At 59.4% G+C, this 18,240-nt stretch carries 16 protein-coding genes and 4 pseudogenes; 8 read left to right on the top strand and 12 right to left on the bottom strand.

Features of this window, described 5'->3' with window-relative positions:
- The first annotated feature begins 24 nt into the window (after positions 1–24).
- On the top strand, positions 25–849 hold the full coding sequence (locus tag P1Y20_RS15310; RefSeq protein WP_304449574.1) for an enoyl-CoA hydratase/isomerase family protein: 825 nt from the start codon (positions 25–27) through the stop codon (positions 847–849).
- An 81-nt stretch (positions 850–930) separates the two neighbouring features.
- On the opposite strand, the gene P1Y20_RS15305 is transcribed toward P1Y20_RS15310, so the two are convergent.
- Positions 931–1,428: a carboxymuconolactone decarboxylase family protein gene (locus tag P1Y20_RS15305; RefSeq protein WP_304449573.1), complete on the bottom strand. Its 498-nt coding sequence runs from the start codon at positions 1,426–1,428 to the stop codon at positions 931–933.
- A gap of 27 nt (positions 1,429–1,455) precedes the next feature.
- Positions 1,456–3,159 carry a 4-hydroxyphenylacetate 3-hydroxylase N-terminal domain-containing protein gene (locus P1Y20_RS15300; protein WP_304449572.1) on the bottom strand — a complete coding sequence of 568 codons (1,704 nt, stop codon included), beginning with the start codon at positions 3,157–3,159 and terminating at the stop codon, positions 1,456–1,458.
- Between P1Y20_RS15300 and P1Y20_RS15295 the strand changes: the two genes are divergently transcribed.
- A complete protein-coding gene (locus P1Y20_RS15295) occupies positions 3,104–4,225 on the top strand; it encodes a CaiB/BaiF CoA transferase family protein (protein ID WP_304449571.1) in 1,122 nt (373 codons plus the stop codon). The two genes, P1Y20_RS15300 and P1Y20_RS15295, sit on opposite strands and share 56 nt — an antisense overlap.
- A gap of 39 nt (positions 4,226–4,264) precedes the next feature.
- On the opposite strand, the gene P1Y20_RS15290 is transcribed toward P1Y20_RS15295, so the two are convergent.
- From P1Y20_RS15290 to P1Y20_RS18905, 5 genes and pseudogenes are all read right to left on the bottom strand, one after another.
- Positions 4,265–5,527, bottom strand: coding sequence for an MFS transporter (locus P1Y20_RS15290; RefSeq protein ID WP_304449570.1), 1,263 nt, complete (start codon positions 5,525–5,527; stop codon positions 4,265–4,267).
- Positions 5,528–6,055: 528 nt separating this feature from the next.
- A pseudogene (locus tag P1Y20_RS15285) lies at positions 6,056–6,484 on the bottom strand (helix-turn-helix domain-containing protein); the annotation flags it as partial.
- 166 nt (positions 6,485–6,650) lie between these two features.
- Positions 6,651–6,986, bottom strand: coding sequence for a hypothetical protein (locus P1Y20_RS15280; RefSeq protein WP_304449569.1), 336 nt, complete (start codon positions 6,984–6,986; stop codon positions 6,651–6,653).
- A gap of 9 nt (positions 6,987–6,995) precedes the next feature.
- Entirely contained in the window at positions 6,996–7,199 is a 204-nt protein-coding gene (locus tag P1Y20_RS15275; RefSeq protein WP_304449568.1) for a DUF8129 domain-containing protein, read from the bottom strand.
- Between the two features lie 357 nt (positions 7,200–7,556).
- Positions 7,557–7,739, bottom strand: coding sequence for a DUF8118 domain-containing protein (locus P1Y20_RS18905; RefSeq protein WP_465261620.1), 183 nt, complete (start codon positions 7,737–7,739; stop codon positions 7,557–7,559).
- 531 nt (positions 7,740–8,270) lie between these two features.
- On the opposite strand from P1Y20_RS18905, the gene P1Y20_RS15270 reads away from it, so the two are divergent.
- Positions 8,271–9,176, top strand: a complete 906-nt coding sequence (locus P1Y20_RS15270; RefSeq protein WP_304449567.1) for a CPBP family intramembrane glutamic endopeptidase — start codon at positions 8,271–8,273, stop codon at positions 9,174–9,176.
- Between the two features lie 50 nt (positions 9,177–9,226).
- Here the strand turns inward: P1Y20_RS15270 and P1Y20_RS15265 are convergent.
- A pseudogene (locus tag P1Y20_RS15265) lies at positions 9,227–9,937 on the bottom strand (transposase); the annotation flags it as partial.
- A pseudogene (locus P1Y20_RS15260) lies at positions 9,934–10,053 on the bottom strand (transposase); the annotation flags it as partial. The pseudogenes P1Y20_RS15265 and P1Y20_RS15260, both read right to left, overlap by 4 nt.
- Positions 10,054–10,192: 139 nt before the next feature.
- On the opposite strand from P1Y20_RS15260, the gene P1Y20_RS15255 reads away from it, so the two are divergent.
- The gene (locus tag P1Y20_RS15255; protein ID WP_304449566.1) at positions 10,193–10,942 is read left to right on the top strand and encodes a DUF6517 family protein; all 750 of its coding nucleotides are present in this window, start codon (positions 10,193–10,195) and stop codon (positions 10,940–10,942) included.
- Between the two features lie 93 nt (positions 10,943–11,035).
- On the opposite strand, the gene P1Y20_RS15250 is transcribed toward P1Y20_RS15255, so the two are convergent.
- Together P1Y20_RS15250 and P1Y20_RS15245 are read right to left on the bottom strand one after the other, a co-directional pair.
- A complete protein-coding gene (locus P1Y20_RS15250) occupies positions 11,036–12,262 on the bottom strand; it encodes an orc1/cdc6 family replication initiation protein (protein WP_304449565.1) in 1,227 nt (408 codons plus the stop codon).
- Positions 12,263–13,311: 1,049 nt separating this feature from the next.
- On the bottom strand, positions 13,312–13,635 hold the full coding sequence (locus tag P1Y20_RS15245; RefSeq protein ID WP_304449564.1) for a helix-turn-helix domain-containing protein: 324 nt from the start codon (positions 13,633–13,635) through the stop codon (positions 13,312–13,314).
- Between P1Y20_RS15245 and P1Y20_RS18860 the strand changes: the two genes are divergently transcribed.
- The 4 genes from P1Y20_RS18860 (at position 13,552) to P1Y20_RS15225 (ending at position 17,098) form a co-directional block, all read left to right on the top strand.
- Positions 13,552–13,866 (top strand): DUF7509 family protein, encoded by a 315-nt coding sequence (locus P1Y20_RS18860; protein ID WP_438359933.1) that lies wholly within the window; start codon positions 13,552–13,554, stop codon positions 13,864–13,866. The genes P1Y20_RS15245 and P1Y20_RS18860 overlap by 84 nt on opposite strands.
- Before the next feature lie 1,305 nt (positions 13,867–15,171).
- Positions 15,172–15,645 carry a universal stress protein gene (locus tag P1Y20_RS15235; protein ID WP_304449562.1) on the top strand — a complete coding sequence of 158 codons (474 nt, stop codon included), beginning with the start codon at positions 15,172–15,174 and terminating at the stop codon, positions 15,643–15,645.
- Between the two features lie 146 nt (positions 15,646–15,791).
- The gene (locus P1Y20_RS15230; RefSeq protein WP_304449561.1) at positions 15,792–16,616 is read left to right on the top strand and encodes an IS5 family transposase; all 825 of its coding nucleotides are present in this window, start codon (positions 15,792–15,794) and stop codon (positions 16,614–16,616) included.
- Between the two features lie 62 nt (positions 16,617–16,678).
- Positions 16,679–17,098, top strand: coding sequence for a hypothetical protein (locus tag P1Y20_RS15225; RefSeq protein ID WP_304449560.1), 420 nt, complete (start codon positions 16,679–16,681; stop codon positions 17,096–17,098).
- A 702-nt stretch (positions 17,099–17,800) separates the two neighbouring features.
- Here the strand turns inward: P1Y20_RS15225 and P1Y20_RS18900 are convergent.
- Positions 17,801–17,902 (bottom strand): annotated as a pseudogene (locus P1Y20_RS18900) (DUF8069 family protein); the annotation flags it as partial.
- Positions 17,903–18,240 lie beyond the last annotated feature (338 nt).

Below are 18,240 nucleotides of genomic sequence, written 5' to 3'. Positions count from 1 at the left end.
ACCGCCTGCGCCCGGACACGACCGATGGACGACCGAGATAGAATGGCTGCGGTCGACGACGCGACGAGCCTCCTCGCCGTCACCTCCGACGAGTACGCACCGGATGTCGTCACGGTCGAACTCGATCGTCCTGACCGGCGCAACGCCCTCAACGTGGCGCTTCGGCAGGAACTCTGTGACGTCTGCGACGCGCTGGCAACCGCTGACGGGCTCAAGGGTGTGGTACTCACCGGTTCGGCGGCGGCCGGCGCATTCGCCGCGGGCGGAGATGTCCGTGATATGCGCGATAGAGACGCGCTCGAACAGCGTGCTGCTCTAGAAGACGTGCCCATCTACCGGCGAATCGCGGAACTCCCCGTACCGGTCGTCGCACGCATCACGGGGTACGCGCTCGGCGGCGGTTGCGAACTCGCGATGGCCAGCGACATCCGCATCGCCCACCGCGAGGCAACGCTCGGTCTCCCCGAAATCAACCTCGGGATTTTCCCGGGTGGTGGCGGGACGCAGCGACTCCCGCGCCTCGTCGGCGCGGGTCGAGCGTCGCGGCTGATACTGACCGGCGAACACATTGATGCCCCCGAGGCGGTGGATATCGGTCTGGTCGACGAGATGTGCGACGACGACGACGCGCTCGACGAGCGGGTTACTGACATCGCGACGGCGCTCTCGACGAAGAGTGCGCTCGCGTTGCGGACGGCCAAACGGGCGATTCGAGCGAGTTACCAGACACCCCTCGACACCGGACTTGAGTACGAACGGGAGCTCTTCACGACGCTGTTCGCTTCCGGCGAGAAGGACGAGGGTATCGACGCGTTCCTCGCAGGGCGCGACCCCGAATGGCGGTACTGAAGAAGGGGGCGCGTACGGGGTGTCGGTCACTCCTCGGCAATCCTTCTGTGAGAGGTCCCACCGATAGGGCGTCACCTCCGGTTAGACGGCGAGGACGGAGACGAATCGACCGGTCGCGACGTAGTGCGCGACGAGCGCCGCGGTTCCGGCGACCGTGACCTCGTTGAAGGCGGCAACGAGTGAACCGTGAACGTCGGTCGAGACATCGTCGTTCGCCGCCACTCGGGCGTAGCGAAGAAGCGTGCGCTCGTTGTCGTCGAACGGCCCATCGTCGCGGCCACCGACGGCGCGTATCTCCTCGTCAGTGAGATCCACGTCGCGGGCGATGTCGACGTGCTGGAACCACTCGTAGGTCGATTCGAGCGTCCGGGCGATCGTCAGGATGGCCAGTTCGACCTGCCGGACGGAGAGCCCTGCCTCGCGCCACAGCGCGGTGCCGTGGCGCATGTACGTCTGGAGTATCCGCGGGTTGGTGCCCATCGCTCGCAGCAAGTCGAGGTCGCCGAGTGCGTCCTCGCCGAGTAGATAGCGGTACTCTTCGGGGAGGTCCTCTCGAGTAGGGAGCGTGATCCGTGCCATGTCGGCCGAGAGTCGGCGCACTACGTGTTAACGGTTGTTGCGTGACGGGGCCTCCGACCCCCCACCTGGCGTGTTGTTCTCCGTCCCGACGGCGCGGTCGAGGAGTACCCTGGCCCGGTCGGTGGCCGCGGCGCGGTCGTAGGCAGCGTGCATCGACCGTCGCTGGGCAGCGAGCGACCCTTCCCCGTGGAGGCTGAGGACCTCTTGCCAACCGGCGAACCGGCTGACGGTGAGGTCGCTCACGAGCGCGAACAGTGCCCGACGTCTCCGACCGTCCCACCCGTCAGAGCCACCAAGGACGTCCGTGAGCGTCTCGCCAACAGTATCGTCGTCGAACGCTGCCACGGGCGGGACGGTGACCGCGAGGCCTCCCGCAATATCCTGGACCGTCCGGCAGACGTCGTGGTACTCGCTCGCAAATCGGTGCTTCCCGACGTTGCAGTAGGTCGGGTTCGGAAGGTACCGACCATTACGAATCGCCGGTGTTGCGGCCGCCGCAACCGCTAGTCCTCGCACCGTCTCGATGTACTCGATGAGGTCCGTCCGCGCCCGGCGGACGCCCCGTGCGTCCGAGAGACCGTTCGACTCGGCGAGTAACTCTACGACGCCAAGGAGGAGGTCGACGAACTCCGGGCGGTAGCAGAGCGCGGTGAACCGGTGGTAGGTCGCGAACGCCTCAACCACCTCTCCCGCGGCGTTCGGGTACCCATCGAGGAAGACCCGCTCTGCGGGGACGAAGACATCGTCGAAGAGCGTCACCGATTCGATCTCGTCCCGACGACTGCTCACCGGTGCGTCCCGTGCGTCGACGTCCCCCCAACTCCGGCGACAGACGAACCGAAGTCCCGACGCTTCGCAAGGAACGAGACAGGCGACGGCGAAGTCCTCTTCGTCCGCTGCGAGTCCCCGTCCGGGGAGGACGAGTAGTTCGTCGCTCACCGGCCCGTGAGACGTGTGGACTTTCGCACCCCGAATCACGATACCGTCCGGACGGCGTTCGACAACCCTGACATACGTGTCGGCAACCGTCTGCTCCGACGGCCGTTTGCTCCGATCACCCTTCGCGTCGGTCATCGCAACGGCCACTCCCAGGTCCGCCCGACGAACCCGCTCGAGTTGCGAGCGTAGACGCGTAGTGTACGCAGTCCCCTGTCGCTCGTCTACGGCCGGGAGAACGGCCGCAAGCGCGTGCAACCCGTCGCTACCGATAGCTCGGATGCAGTTGAACACCCCGTCGGACTGGCAGGTGCTCTCACGGACGAGACGCCGCCGTCGCTCGAGTGTGCCTTGGTCCTCGACCGGTTCGAAGTACCGGGAGAAGCGCTCTCCATCACGTTCGGTGACGAACACGTCAGGGGCGTCGAACTGCGCGTCGAACTCCGAGGCGGCGTGTTCGACCGAAGTCGAGAGGACTGGATGCGTCGTGACGTCCTCGACTCGCGCTCCGCCGTAGTAGACCTCCCGACCGTCCGACAGTCCGTCGACGAACTCGTCGCTCGTTCTGAGTGCCATGTGAACAACGACCGTACCAGGCAACATAAGTGCTGAGACGGCGTTCGTCGCGTCGGTACCATACGTGCCAAAAGTTAACAGTGACTCTACCGTACTCCGACCGATGCTGACCACCGAGCGCCCGACGCCGCTAGCCGGCACGCGTATCATCGACTGCACGCAGATGCTCTCGGGCCCCTTCGCGACCCTCATCCTGGGAGACCTCGGCGCGGAGATCATCAAGATAGAACACCCCGGTCGTGGCGACCTAACGCGCGCCGTCCAGCCGACGCTCGAAGGGACCGACACGACCGCGTACTTCGCGTCACTGAACGGCGGGAAGAAGAGCGTCACCCTCGATCTCTCGACGCCGCCGGGAACGGCGGCGTTCGAACGCCTCGCATCCACCGCCGACGTCATCATCGAGAACTACCGCCCGAACACGATGGAACGCTGGGGGTTGGGCTACGACGCGCTCTCGGCGGCAAATCCGGACCTGGTGTACTGTTCCATCTCCGGGTTCGCGAGTGGGACGTACCGAGACCTGCCGGCGTTCGACATGGTGGTCCAGGCGTTGAGCGGGAGCATGAGCGTCACTGGCACTGCGGACGGCCCGCCGCTCCGCCCGGGACTTCCTATCGGGGACATCTGCGCGGGGATGTACGCTGTCATCGGCGTGCTCGCCGCCCTCTCGGCCAGAGACGAGGTTGGGGGGCAGTACGTAGAGGCGCCGATGTACGGGGGGCTCGCGTCGTGGCTGACCGAGCGGGCGGGCTACACTTTCGCGACGGATTCCCCCTATCCCAGAACGGGGACTGTTCATCCGACGCTCGCCCCCTACCGGACGTTCCAGACGGCCGATGGGTGGTTCGCCGTCGCTATCGGGAGTGAAGGGTCGTGGCAGTCGTTCTGCGACGCCATTGACCGTCCGGACCTCAGGGACGACCCGCGATTCGCGTCGAACACCGACCGAGTGGCGAACCGGGAGACACTCCAAGAGATCCTCGAACCGCTGTTCGCGCGCAACTCTGCCGACGAGTGGTTCGCGCGGTTCCGGCAACACGGCGTCCCTGGCGCCCCCGTCCGGGATACCACCGAGGTGTTCGAAGACGAGCACCTCTTATCGGCACCATACACGACGACGGAGACGGTGGGCGATACTGAACTGACACTGGTCACCGTCCCCCTCCTGTTCTCGTCGCTCCGGACCGACCTCAACCGGACGCCGCCCAGCCTCGGGGAACACACTGATGCTGTCCTCGGATCGGTTCTCACTCCCGAGGAACTAGCGGGGCTGGGAGGGTGAGTCACGAGGGTTGATTCTGTGGGTACCGATAGCCGACAGTCAGTCATCACCGGAGACAGGTTCGGTTCGTTCCGTCGCAAGTGGGGGCGCTCGATACGCGACGACGAGCGAGATGACCCCACAGAGAGCACTGGCAACGCCGGCGACGATGACAGCTCCTCGGACGGCGGGGGTAAAGCCGAGGACCGGTCGCCAGAGTCCAACGACCGTTCCAAGCGCGAGCGGAGCAAGCGTCGAGGTGACTCGCCCAAGCGACGACCCGGTGCTCACGATTCCCCCGCGGATTTCCGGAGGGGCGATGCCCGTCAAGATACTTCGATAGAGCGAGAGTGAAAGGCCGAACCCTGCACCTACCGCGACCCCTGCGAAGACAACGGTGGCGAAGTTCGGTGCGGCTCCCAATAGGGCAAGGCCGCCACCCAGCGCGATCGATGCGCCCGTTAGGGGGTAGAAACGCGAGGCGAAGTGTGCCGTTACTCGCCCAGCTTGAGTCGCCGTAAGTGCGTGCGCGATGCTCGTCACTGCAACGAGAAGCCCCGCCTGTTCAGGAGTGCCGCCTCCACCCCGGACGACGATAAACGAATTGTACGTGAGAAACGAGAGGTAGACGAAGTTCGGGATACTGCGACCGAGCAATAGCGCGGCGGCACGACGATGCCGAATGAACGCCAGTAGGTCGTCGATTCCAGTCATAGCCCGCCGTTCCGTGCGTACGTCCAGTGGCTCCTCGAAGTAGTGGTACAGAAGCACTGCTGCGGGGAACGGCAACGCATAGACGACGAACGGGGCGTTCCAGGCGAGCGCCACGAGCACCCCACCAAGGAACGGGAACAGGAGTAGCGTGAGGCCAGAACTCGCGAACCGGATTCCCTGTGCTGTCGCCTCTGCCTCTCCTTCGTAGAAGTCACCGATACTGGCGACAATAATCGGTGTCAGCCCACCGAACCCAATCCCTTGGACGAACCGAAGGAACAGGACAGTACGGAAATCCGTCGTGAACGCGAGCGCGGTCCCACCAATTCCGAACAACAGGAGACCACAGAGCATGACGCTTTTCCGACCGTAACGGTCGGCGAGTACTCCGATGACTGGAATGAGGACGATACTCGGGGCTGTAAACGCTGTCATCACGAGACCGATCTGCGCCTCCGTGACGCCGTACTTCCCCGTCAGGGTATCCAGTAGTGGTGACACAAGTGCAGCCCCAAGCGGTGGACTGAGGTTCACGAAGAGAAGGACCTGAAACGCTCGGTCGTGAACGATAGACGAGTCGCTCCCGAACAGTCGGTTCAACACTGACACGAACGCTCACCCCGGTTGCCTTCGCGTCGCGTCGTCCTCCAGTGACCGGGGAACGGACGAGTCACCACTCTCTCCGTCCTTGCGAGCGTCCGCATATCGTCACCGTCACTCTCACGAGTATTAGCTTGTGTGGTGGCTCTGACGAACGGATTATCGTTTCTTGGACTAGTTAGACTGTTCTTCGCGAGTTCGCCGGAGGACGGTCATGGGGCAAACGAGGTGCACACGAGGCATTCGAACGACGATGAGTTGGAAATCGAACAGGCGATCTTGTGCAGGTGTTCACATAAGCATTAAAAGTAAATACACAATATAGCGTCTCGTTGTTCGGCCAGTATTCAGTTCCAGAAATAATTTGAGCAGACCACGGTTTGGATAGCGAAGCGTCGACGAGTTGTGAATCTACGAACGATATTCGGACGAACTATATAACTTCCGATATATCGTTGTCTACCGCCATATCCTGCTCGTCTTCGAGGGTACGCCGTCTCGACTTTCGTCCGTACCTCCGGTGACTGACCGATGGAGTTCCTGGTAGGAGAGCCCCGCTTCTCGCATAAGTCGGCGACAGCTGGGTAGGGAATACTCGACTCCGAACTCCGCCTGGAGATGTGTCTGGACGAGCGTCGGTGTCCACGTCTGCGCGTCGAGTCCGACGTCTGTGGGAGGAACGCGTAGGGTCCGCTTCAACCGACGTTGCTGATCGGGGGAGAGCTTTCGTGGCCTTCCGGGCCGGTAAGCGTCGGTCGCGGACTGTGCGATCGAATCGGGATCCAGCCGGCAGAGCCAACTGTAAATAGTCTTGCGCTGGACGTTGTGCCATTCAGCGAGTTCCGTCTGCGAAATTCCACGCTTGTAGGCGATTGCCGCCAGTACCCGCTGTGTCGGCTTCTTGCCCTCGACCCGTTCCAGTGCATCGTGGAGCTCACGAAGCGTGATATCGTCCAGATGACCCATAGTGCCTCTACGTTAAGTGAGTAAAAAGTTCTAACGGATACCATCCAGATTGCGGCTGTATCTCAGACAGTAGTGAAACGCCATGACGAGTGACGTTCGCCGAGTTCTTAGAGCTGCTTGGAGGGGAAGATATCGTTTCAACGTTATTAGGGGGCTCAGACGTCACTCACTCTTCATAGAGACACGGGTCACGTGCCGGTTCGCCGCTCAACGTTCGTTGGTTCTCGTTTTCTTCGGTGACCAACCGGGACTGTTCGCTCTTGGTTTGGCTAGCCACTTCGGGTCGGTCGTCAATACCGAACCCGCTAGCGACTGGTTGGGCTAATCGTCGCTCACGTTCGCGAGGGTCGACCTCGACGCCGAAGTCCTCGAGCGCGGGCTCGACGCTCGTCTCGGTGATCTCTAACTCCCCAGACTCACCGAAGGCAGTCTGAAACTCGATGTCAGTGGTGAGTCGATCATCTCGTAACGCCTCACCCACTGAGGCGTCGATACACACCACGACGACCGGTCACTTCTCCTTGCCCTCACGAACTTCACTTGCTCGCCTTGCGAGTCGTCGCAGCACCGGCACACGCTGTTCATGCTGGTTCTCGTAGGCGACACAGGCGTACAGCGTCTCGAGTTCGTAAACCGTCACAATGCCTGCCCTGAGCATTCCAGGATCCGACGTTCCGAGCCGCTGAGCGGGCGTCAATCCGTCCGACTCGGTCATCGGCACTCACCCGCACAGCCTTTGAGTCGACGCTACGCTGTCCGCCGTTCTCCTCGAGTCCGAGATGCTCGACGAGTAGTGAGTCGACCGCCTCTAGATTCACCCACTCGGGGATCCGTTCATCACCGCGCCACAGGGCGACTCGGCGAGCGTGTTTGCATCCGCCGGCAGGGTCGTTGAATCGGGCGTCCGGACAGGTACACGATCCCGTCTCAGCTTCGACAGTGTACTCCGTTCCGTCCTCACTGTAGACCCAGTACATTCCTGACGCGAACTCGTACACGGCGAGGAGTTCGCTCAACGCCCGGACGTCTCGCCGGGAGGTCATCGCCAATGGCGGACCCGAACTGTCGACGCTCACCGTAGATCACCACACTGGCAGTGCTCGCGAACGTCTGCGCGCCGACACGCTTCGATGTCACATCCTGCACACCGATAATACACTACACCGGTCGACCGGCCGTGGCAGTCGTACTCCGGATGCGGTCCGGTGATGGTCGCCTCACTGTTCGACTCATGAAATCGTTCTATCTCGTTCATCACACGCGAGGATGCGCACGAGCACCCCCGCACCCCTCAGGGGGCGAGAAACACTACCGGGCGGTGTCAGAAGCGGTGTTGGGTGGACGTCTCAGGTGGCCGCTGCTCGCCATCGAGGCTGGAAAGAAAGGCAGACCATGAGGGGACAGTTCGTATTGAGCAGTGTTCCGTACACCATACAGACACATCGTATTTCACGGTCTACTCCGTGATTCAGCTGGTAGCGTTATGGCGCATGTATAACTCTGCAGGTCCTTCCGAAGGGATTCATATCTCCCATCCACCCGCTGAATACAGAAGATGGGCCTTGTCTAGACGCGGCCCCGGCCCATTCATTTCGACAATGATGCTGCGAATCATCTGACCAGTAGGTGTGCAGATCGCCCGAGTGAGATCGTAGTACTTTCGCGTCACTCCACGTGCTTTTTCCCAGTCGTTGTCCGTTACTGGACTGAATAGTTCGTAGATCGATAGTGTTGACCCGCTTCTGCCTCTAGTACTATATACTTCAACTCCGATGGTGTAGCTAACGTGACTAGTCAAATAGACACATCTCAACCACCTCGACTCGGGCCGGTCGGCGCGTTCGTCGCTGGCCGCGAAGTAGGAGCCTTCTTCGTGCTGACACTGGCCCTCTCGTGGGCCTTCTGGGTGCCTGGAGCCGTTGGTATCGTCAATTACGACGCATTCGTGACTGGAATCGTCGTTGTCGTCGGTGGCTTCGGACCGTTAGCCGCCGCTGCGATCATCACCTGGCTCGCTGGCGATTCGCTTCGTGCATGGGCCGGACAGGTTCTTCGCTGGCGCGTCGGCGTGCGGTGGTATCTCGCTGCGGTCGGCATTCCAGTGGTCGTTGTTGCAGCCTCGGCCGGGGTCTACGCAACACTCGGAAATCCAATCGGAGAGTCGGACGTGTTCCAACAGATACCGATCTACGCGCTGCCGTTGATTCACATAGTGAGCATGGTGCCCATATTCCTCGTGGGGGGCGGGCAGGAGGAACTTGGCTGGCGCGGGTTCGCGCTGCCACGCCTGCTCGACCACGTCAACGCAGTGTCTGCCAGTCTCGTTATCGGTGCAGTGTGGGCGGTCTGGCACCTCCCGCTGTTCATGGTGGAGGGGTCCAGTCAATTTGGTGGTGATTTCCTGGCGTACCTGATCGGCCTCCTTGCACTGTCGATCCTGTTCACGTGGCTGTACCGTGGCACCAAGGGTAGCGTTCTGCTGGCGATGATCCTCCACGCCAGCTACAACGCTAGCTCGGGGAGTGCGGGGACGTTACTCCCGTTCGAAAACGTCACGGCGCTGAGCTGGATTTTGGCGGGCGTCATGTGGATACTCGCACTTGGGCTGATAGTCGTTTACGGGCTTGACCTCCGATCCGATGTCACTGAAAACCGCAAGATGGTCGAAGGACGAACCCCGCCAGACGTTTGACATCCTCCCCGTGCTAAAGCGCGAGGATTCCTCCGTTGGGGGTTCGGATACCGACCCATGGAGGCAACTTGCGGGTTCGTGTGCACTTCTTTGGGACTTTCACGAGGGTGTGATATCCCCGACCAGTCGTGGTCGTCCCACTCGAATCGCACGGGCCGTGCCATCGGCCTGATTTCGCAACCGCTGTTTTCTCGAAGGAACGTCTCTGACGCCGTGAGGTCGGCGTGCCCCTCGAAACCACACGGACACGTCAGCGTATCTTCATGGCGAACCGTTCCCTCGTGGTCGCCACACCCGGGGCGCGTCTGACTCGTCCACGCATCCGACTCCGCTTCGAGGCTGATGCCGTATTCCTCACAGACGCACGCGAGACGGTTGATGAACTCCTTTAACGCCCAGAAGTTGTGCGTTTTCTCGTTCTCACTGACCGACCAGTGCGTTTCCAGCACGTCGGTCAAGTCGCCCACGTACACCGTCGCTACGCCCTCGTCGTACAGTCGTTCAACGAGGTTGCGCACCAGCGCGTTCTGTGCGTGGGCACGGCGTTTCGTCCGCTGTCGGTACAGCCGTCGAATCCGTCTGGAACGGTAGCGTCCTCGGTATTCGGAGGTGTCCCACACGTCGCCGTCACCGAAGTAGGTCTGGCGACGTTCGTAGGTCAACTCGTTCCACAGGGTGGCGGAGGCGTCGAGTAGCCGTAGAAGGCACTCTTTGTCGTTCTCGGTCTGTGGCACGACCTCGAAGGCGTTGACGCGCTTCATGCGTCGCCACCTTCCTGTTCAGCAATGTACTGTCCGACAGCGCCCTTCGAGTCGCTTCCCGCCGTACCGACGTAGTACGAACGAGTCCACTTTACGCGGTCATCATACCGCCGGTTTCGACACCACCTCGTATCCATCGTCTCTCTCCTCGGGGCGGTTCGGGATGTCCTGGTGATAGGCATCCTCCGCGAGATATGTCACCAGTTCAGTACTATCCGACAAATTCATGCTTTCTGAATAGACAAGAAAAAATGAATGAACCGCCGTGAACTCATAGCCGGGTTGGGAACAGCCGGAGCGATTGGGCTAGCAGGTTGTCTCGGGGTGGCCGGTGTTGATGAACACACGGCAACCGCCGTCGGGGTCGAGAAAGAAGCACGAAGAGAGACTGGATACGAACAAAGCGAGCCGGAAGAACTAGTTATCGAAGAATCAGTCGGCGCGATGGGGTACTCGGAAGATGTCATCGTCACGAACTACCTGGTCGAGCACGAGAAAACGGTCGATATGGGGCCGTTAGGTGACCAACGTGCTGCAGTATTTATTGTGTTGTCCACGCCGCAGATCTCCGTTGTTGGTCAGCAAGTGAACCCAGTCGAGGACAAGTCCACGAAAGAACTGGTGGAACTGGTTGCGAGTAATTATGACGGTCTCTCGAATGCGCAACATGAAACAGATGAAGAGGTCTCTATTATGGATTCATCGGTGACTGAGTCAGTGTTTGTTGCTGATGCCGAGTTCGACGGCCAAGAGGTCGAAGTAAATCTGCATGTTACAGAGGCTGTCAAGACGGCTGATGATCTGGTGGTGTCTATCGGTGTGTATCCGCGTGAGCTGGGGCGTCAAGAGCGGGAAAACATTAAGACGCTGATGGAAGCGATTTCTGTGGACGTGGATGTGTATACCGATAACGAAGACGCTGCTGACGATGATGGCAACGAGGCCGATGATGGCGAAGACGAGGGGGAAGGCGGAGATGATGAGGACAGTGGCATTGGTGTGTAAGGTTTAGAATTGTTACACCAAGAGTAGACTGACTGAATTTTGTCAAGAGGTACTCATAATCGGTCAACAGTGTGCCTGTTCAAAACAGAGAGACTAGAAATCAAAGGAACACTCAGCGAGTCGTTCGTCGTCCATGAGCGTCTCGTACACGAGTTGTGGGTCGTCCATAAGGCGATGGTCGATGTGGATTCCGCCTCCCTTCCCGTCGTTCTCTTTCTCTGATTCGAGGAGGCCGAGGAAGGCCTGCTCTTTGAGAATATCACGGAAGCGACGCATCGACAACGCGTCGAGGTCGATTTCGTGTGCGATCGCGAAGTACCGGTCGTAGATGTCGGAGGTAGTGAACACGGACTGGTCGTGTTCGAGCGAGAGGACAGCTAGTGCGAGCAGACCGGCTTTCGCCTGTGTGGTCGCCGTCCGCGTCGTCTCCATGAAGCGGTCGCGTTCGGCCAGTCGCCGGGCCTCCCGGACGTGACGTTCGACGACCTGGTCAGCCTCTTCTTTGTGCGCGAGTTTCCCCGCGTGGCGAAGAATATCGATCGCTTTCCGGGCGTCGCCATGTTCTTGGGCGGCGAACGCGGAACACAGGGGAATGACGTCCTCAGAGAGAACGTCATCTCGAAACGCCTCACGACGGCGCTCGAGAATTTCCGTCAATTGGTCAGCATCGTACGGCGGGAACGGAAGTTCCTTCGCGCGGAGGGAGCTGACGATTCGCTCGTCGAGTCGGTTCGGATACTGCAGTTTGTTCGAGACGGCGACCACTCCGATTCGCGTGTTCGTGTCCCCGTTCTCACGCGCACGCGAAAGACGCATCAACGGATTGTCGGTCGCCATCAAATCAGCCTCGTCCAGGATGACGATGGCGACGTCGTAACGCTGGTCAAGTACCTCCCAGAGGAGTTTCCAGTAGTTCGACGCGCTGAGACCGGTGAGTGGGACGTTCGTCTCCGTCTCACCAATGTCGTTGAACGTTCGTGCGAGCGATGAAGCGACCTGGGTTTCGGTCGTGTCCTGTGAACAGTCGATCCGGGTCGTCGCGATGCGGACCTCCTCCGGGGCGTTCTCTTCGATACGTTGCGAGACCCACCGTGAAACCAGTGACTTCCCGGTCCCCGTCTTCCCATAGACGATGACGTTCTCGGGGCTCGATCCGAGAAGGGCGTCCTCGAGGTGACCAGCGAGCGTCGTGATCTCTCTATCTCGACCGACGATGCGGTCGGGTTCCGGGACGTGACTCGTCTCGAGGAGGTTCCGGTTGGCGAAGATCTTGTCCTGGACGGAGAAGAGTTTCTCAGGGTCGAGTGGATCTTCGGCCATTCTGTCTCCACGTGCGAAGGAGACTCACATAAGTCTATGGACTAGCGCGGCACCACATTTCCGACGTAAACACCGACGAGTCGGTTCAGGGGGTGTATTTTCGGCGGAGGCGTTCAAGTCACGGTGACCCTTCTTTCCGACGTTTCAGGGCTGTTTCGGCTCTCGCGGACGTGTTTCGACGATGGCATGCACGGTCACGCGTCGTCGGTCTGTGATTATCCGACAGAAACCTCGCTCTGAACAGCTTGGTTACGTATCAAAGCAGTCTGACACACGTCAGACACCCCACGTTTCCGACGTTAGTAGCATACCTACAGGTTTGATAGTGTTCGGCGAAGGTCCTCTCTCCACCCGCCCCCCACACCCCCCTCGTTTCCGACGTTAGCGCACACGACGGTAGCCATCCGTTCCATTTGAAACAGAGGTTCCCTTGATTACCACTTGGGTGAACTACCGAGAGACCCCCAGAGACGACCGTACCACGGTGAATAGCTTCGACTCTGTTAGCAACTGTAAGTGAAGCGACTTACCGCTTCACCTAACTAGGCGAAGCGCACTACGGAATCCGTTAGCGTACAACATGCATAAACCCCTAGTATTAATGTAGATATCTAGATAAAGCCGAACCAGTGTATTCAGGATATGTCCCCCTGACCTCTCGCTGCTAACGTCGGAAACGTGGGGTGGGGGTGGTAGATACAGATGTCCGATACCTTGTCGTGTTTCCGAAGTCTCAGTAGGGTGCTCGCTGATTGAGACGTACCGCTACGATGTGCTAACCCGATCGGTTATCGATGATCCCGTGATGTCGTTTCGAGGCTTCTCTCGCTCGTCTGACTTCGTCCTTGTAACGTCGGAAACGAGGGGGGTATCGAATATTATCGATACCTAAATATGTTGTTCTACTCAACAGACACTAACGTCGGAAACGAGGGGGGTACCCCTCGCACCCCTCACAGTGTACTGTTCCGGGGGACGTGGACCGTCGCGAACGCTTCGGCGGAGCTAACCTGACGGCAGTGGGGGTCACACGAGGAGGAATCGACCGGTCAATACGCTCCGAACGCCGTTCGCTCGGCGTCGATGAGGTCCGCCCCAAGGCCGGTCAGTTCGTAGTACGAGTACAACCCGTCGCGGCCCGGAACGGACTGTCGGCGATTGACGACGAGCCCGGCGTCCACCAATCGGTCGAGGTGGTAGTGCAGTCCGTTCTCACTTCGGCCGAGCGTTTCGCCGAGCTCCCTCGCGCTCGACTTCCCCTCCTCCCGGAGCGCATAGAGAACGCAGTCGTGTTTGTCCTCCCGAAAGCGGGCGTTCGTGACGGTGTCGATATCGAGATCGGAGCCGTCCTCTCGGGGTTCGATCTCGGGCATGGCGAGGGCGAACCCACTCGACCACCAGCGCGCTTTCAGGTGTTTCGCGAACACGGCGTCGCGAGTGCGACACTCGATGCCGTCCCCTACGAGTACGAAGTCGCACTCACCGACTACGGCACGCGCTCGGAGCTGTCCGACCAGCTCCGGCGGTTCGTCGCGGGGGTGATGCGGGCCGAGCAACGCGGTGACCTCCCCGCGATCGACGCGACTGTCGACCCGACCGACTAATCGAGGCGGGTTGCTTGCGGCGACGATCGGAGAAGGGCATTCAGTGTCGAGGCTTGACGCGAGTTTCTCTGACGGGAACTATCACACTATCACTCCGAGTCCTCTCCGACGAATCGCCGGATTCGGGTGACGAACCGATCAGTCGTCGCACTGGCTGTTCTGGATTCCTCACCCGCTACATCCTCGTGTCGTCCCAGCTGTCGACCGTCCAGAACGCGTCGAACCGCACCCTGCGATGCAAACCGTTCCAGTGGAGGCTGACGATTTCTCCCTTAGTGTCGGCCGAGGTGGCGTATCCACGACCTCACGCTGTTTTTGGTGGGCTGCCTCAACGGAGACATGTGCGAAGTCTCAATCATCGCCCGATACCAGTCATATAAAATTGTACTGTTGATGACCCGGATATTTTCTATGACCGTAACAGTGAAGTAAATGTAGTTCGATGAACGGGTTGCAGGATTCCCGAAAGGGAACGTTGCTACGTGAGGCCACGCTGGTAACGACTAGCCGTTAACGCCGGGCCAACACGCTGTCAGAGGGCGTCCCCACGATGTCACGCGGAGACCACCGTTCCCCGGCCCACCTGGCTTTTTAACATCGACAGTGGCTACCAGGAGCCAACGTATTCGTCGGGAGATGGCCAACCGTGCCATCCCGTCCATCGCTCTTCACCCAATCGAACGACTGGCCCCCACGGTACGCACGGTATCAGGCGCGTGAAGTGGACCGAGAAAGGAGGCGGAAGGGTGGTAGGGTGGGTGACCGGTGTGCCATGCGCCAGACGGGTTGGAACGCCGTCCGTCGGGTCCGCCGGGCAGCATGGTCTCGTGGGATGCGAGACGGCAGCCTTCGCACCTCCTCGTTCGTATCATACGACACCGTTCGAAATAAACTCTTTGTTTGCTCTCAAAAATTGAAGGAATTAATGGCAAAGAATGGTGGCCCACGCGTATTCGACGAGAGGCCCTCCTACCCTTCCGCTCTAGCTCGTCTGCTGGCTGGTAACTCGATCATCCCTTCGGGTCTCCTTGGTCCGTTCACTCACGACGTTCGCTCGCGGTTCTGACGATCGTACCACCTGGTGGCGCGGGCGCGACACGTCGTCGTATCGATGACGGTTTCGGAAGGAGACGATGGCGACGGTGAGGACGAGTTCGAAGAGAGCCTAAGAGAGAGTATCGAACCCGACAATCGATACGTCGACGTGAGAAGCTGGAGGATACTCTCCCGATTCGTCTGCTTGGATAGGGAGGTATTCTGGCTGCGCCACCGAGATTATTAGCTCTGTATGTCTATACCGTTCTTATGTACAACGACATCCTCGTTCCGACCGATGGTAGTGGCGGGATGAAGCGCGTAACGGAACACGCGTTGTCGCTCGCGGAGCTCTGTGAGGCCACGGTTCACGTGTTGTACGTGGTCGACGAAACGGCCTATGCATCGATTCCTGAAGGTACTCGGGAACGGGTTCGAGAAGCACTCGAAGGAGATGGCGACAGCGCGACGAAGGCGATCGCTGAACGTGCTGTCAACCGGGGGATCGACGTCACTCGCGAAGTTCGATGGGGCGATCCGGCAGTCGCAATCATCGCTTACGTCGTCGAGAACGACATTGACATGATTGTGATGGGGACCCGTGGAAAGACCGGGTTCGAACGGTATCTGTTGGGCAGCGTTGCCGAAAAGGTCGTGCGCGTCTCGCCAGTCCCCGTCGTCACGGTCCATGCCGGTGATCGCGGGGCGTTGCTCACGGAACTCGAGGAGCTGGTCGGGATGTGAGCGCTCCGTCTGCTTCAGGAGCTACAAAAACGGGACGGAAGAGTCGATTGGTCGCAATGAGATACCACATTAGGGCCTTGTTTAGCCGCTGTCGAGACTGCCTTACTCCGATGAACTAACTGGCCGCTGAAACAGACCCGGTTTGTGTGCCCACTCGTCTCTCGCGCTTCACAGATCGCCTCGTAACACTATCGAAACGTGCTGTCCCTGGCAATCCTGCACCAGCGGTCAAGAAGGGTGATGGCGGCTACGCTGATTGGGTTATCGTTGTCATCCACGGTCTCCGTGAATACCTTGATCTTCCATATCGACGGCTTCTCGATGTTCTCCACGAGATGCACGGGGTCGTCAAGAAAATGAATCTTGAACCCAGCGAACTACCGGACTTCACCAGTGTCTGCGCACGGAAGCAGCATCTCAAGATGGGAATCTGGCGAACCCTTCTTCGACTCTCTGCTGATCTTCGTAATGCCGGAGACGTGCAGGCTATCGACGCAACTGGCTTCGACCGCCACTCGGCCAGCCGTCACTATGCCAACCGGACAGACTATACCTTCAGATCGGTCAAGACAATAGCATTGGTAGACTGTGAAACCAGTACCGTATTGGATATTCACTGTTCGATGAAGCAACCACACGACACACAAGTCGGGCGGCAGGTACTCACGCGGAATCTCAACCGACTACAGACCGTTACCGCTGACAAAGGGTATGACTGGGACGATCTGCGTGAAGAACTTCGGGAGGCCGACGTTCGGCCAGTGATCAAACACCGGGAGTTCTCTCCACTTGATACGGCTCACAACGCCCGCCATGACGATGATATCTATCATCGGCGGTCAATTGTTGAGGCCGTTTTCTTTGCACTCAAGCAGCGGTATGGCGGCACTCTCCGTGCTCGAACGTGGTTTGGACAATTCCGTGAACTCGTTCTGAAAGCGGCTGTGAGAAATGTCGAGATTGCTCGCTAATGACGATTAGATAGAGAGACCAGAAGAAATATGTAGATTCTTCGGTTCATTCTTCCTTACGTATGCCTACGCGCAGAGAGCTCTTGTTTTCAGTTGGAGGAGGAGTCGTCGGTGGTGCAGGCGTTTATACAATAATGTCCGTGCTTTCGACCGGGTATGCCGACATCGAGTGGGCAAATGAGCGAGACGAAGAAGTATGGGTAGAGACAACAGTTACTTCTCCTGACGGCTTTTTTTCTTCTGCCGAAGTCGAATACGAAAGTCGGTATCGGATTTTCCCGACACAGCATTCCCGCGGTGGTGATTCGAATATTGTTGAAACAGGGGCCTACAACGTTGAAGTAGAGGTTGAATCTAAAAATGGGTCACAGAGTGCGGGACCATTTAATACGAGATGGACTCCAGCCGGTTGTTATCATCAACGACTGATTATCCGAGTATTGAGAGACATGTCTGTCGAGTTCATTCAAACGGAATGCTAACTCGGAGATTGAGTAAATGAATGATTCGTAGTCTTACCGAACGAACCAACCGGTATCTCTGCGTCTTAACAAGGCCCCACATTAGTAAAATCAGGCAGGAGGCGGGGATGTGACGTCTCGGCCGATTACCCGTGTTCCGAGAAACAGACAGGCTCTATCCCTCACCTCGATGGCGACTACGGTGGTGCGACAGACGAGGGTCGTAGTTTCGTGGCTGCGAGCAGAAACCCCCGATCGATAACCCCTAGCCCTGTTGAAATACTCGAAAATTAACACCACCGCCCGACTGGTTACAGAGCGTGTGTATCGCGCACAGGAAGAGGGATGGAGGCTGTCGTCAGTCTCCACGTACCTCCCCTGCAACCGCTTCGAAGGCTGTCCCTCCACAGGAACACTGCCCATCTCTCGTCGAGAGGATGAATCGCCCGTCCTGCTTTCGAGCACTGTACACGTGTCCACACTCGGCGCATCGGACGGCGGAGTATTCCAGCATGAGTGTCCACCTCCAGCGGTGCCGGTCGCTGCCCTCGTCGGCCGAACGAGCCAGCGAGGTGACCAGCACGTAGTAGTACCACCGACTCGGAGATAAGCCGCGCGGAACGGCCCAAAGCGCTGGAACGCGAAAGCCCGCGAGGGGCGCAACCGAAAACGCGCTCAATGCTGGCGTCCAGGGCACATGCATGTTAGCCCGCGAGGGGCACGGGCGGTTCGGAGGCGGGCCGCATCCCGGTCCTGTGCGAGGAGTTCGGTTTCGAGCCGCTCGTGATCGGGTGCCCTATTATCGAATGTGTCTGAACCAGTCATGGAACCTCACGCCCCGACACGCTCGCAGGCGCGCCCTGCGCCGTTCGGCGTCACACACTCGATTGTATTAGCTTGCGAGTAGCACCCCAATCGTCAAGTCCAGAGACACCGATGTCCCGAACAACTCACCAACCCAATCTCGTCCCGTTACGGGAAGCGACAATCTGCCGTGACGGTCTGTGTACCGTCGACGCGCCCGGAAAACCGTGAGATGCCGGACGAAATAGAGACGGACATCTAGGGGTGGTACCTCGTCGCAACCTATCGAATGGGGGACCGTACCCCTCTGCTCAGGGCTTCGCGACCCTGCCTGAGGAAGGAGTCCCAGCGCCTTCGGT

Origin of the sequence: Halomarina ordinaria (assembly GCF_030553305.1) — an archaeon.
Classification (GTDB): domain Archaea; phylum Halobacteriota; class Halobacteria; order Halobacteriales; family Haloarculaceae; genus Halomarina; species Halomarina ordinaria.
The sequence above is the reverse complement of the archived record's forward strand: the minus strand, read 5'-3'. Positions and strand labels throughout refer to the sequence as shown.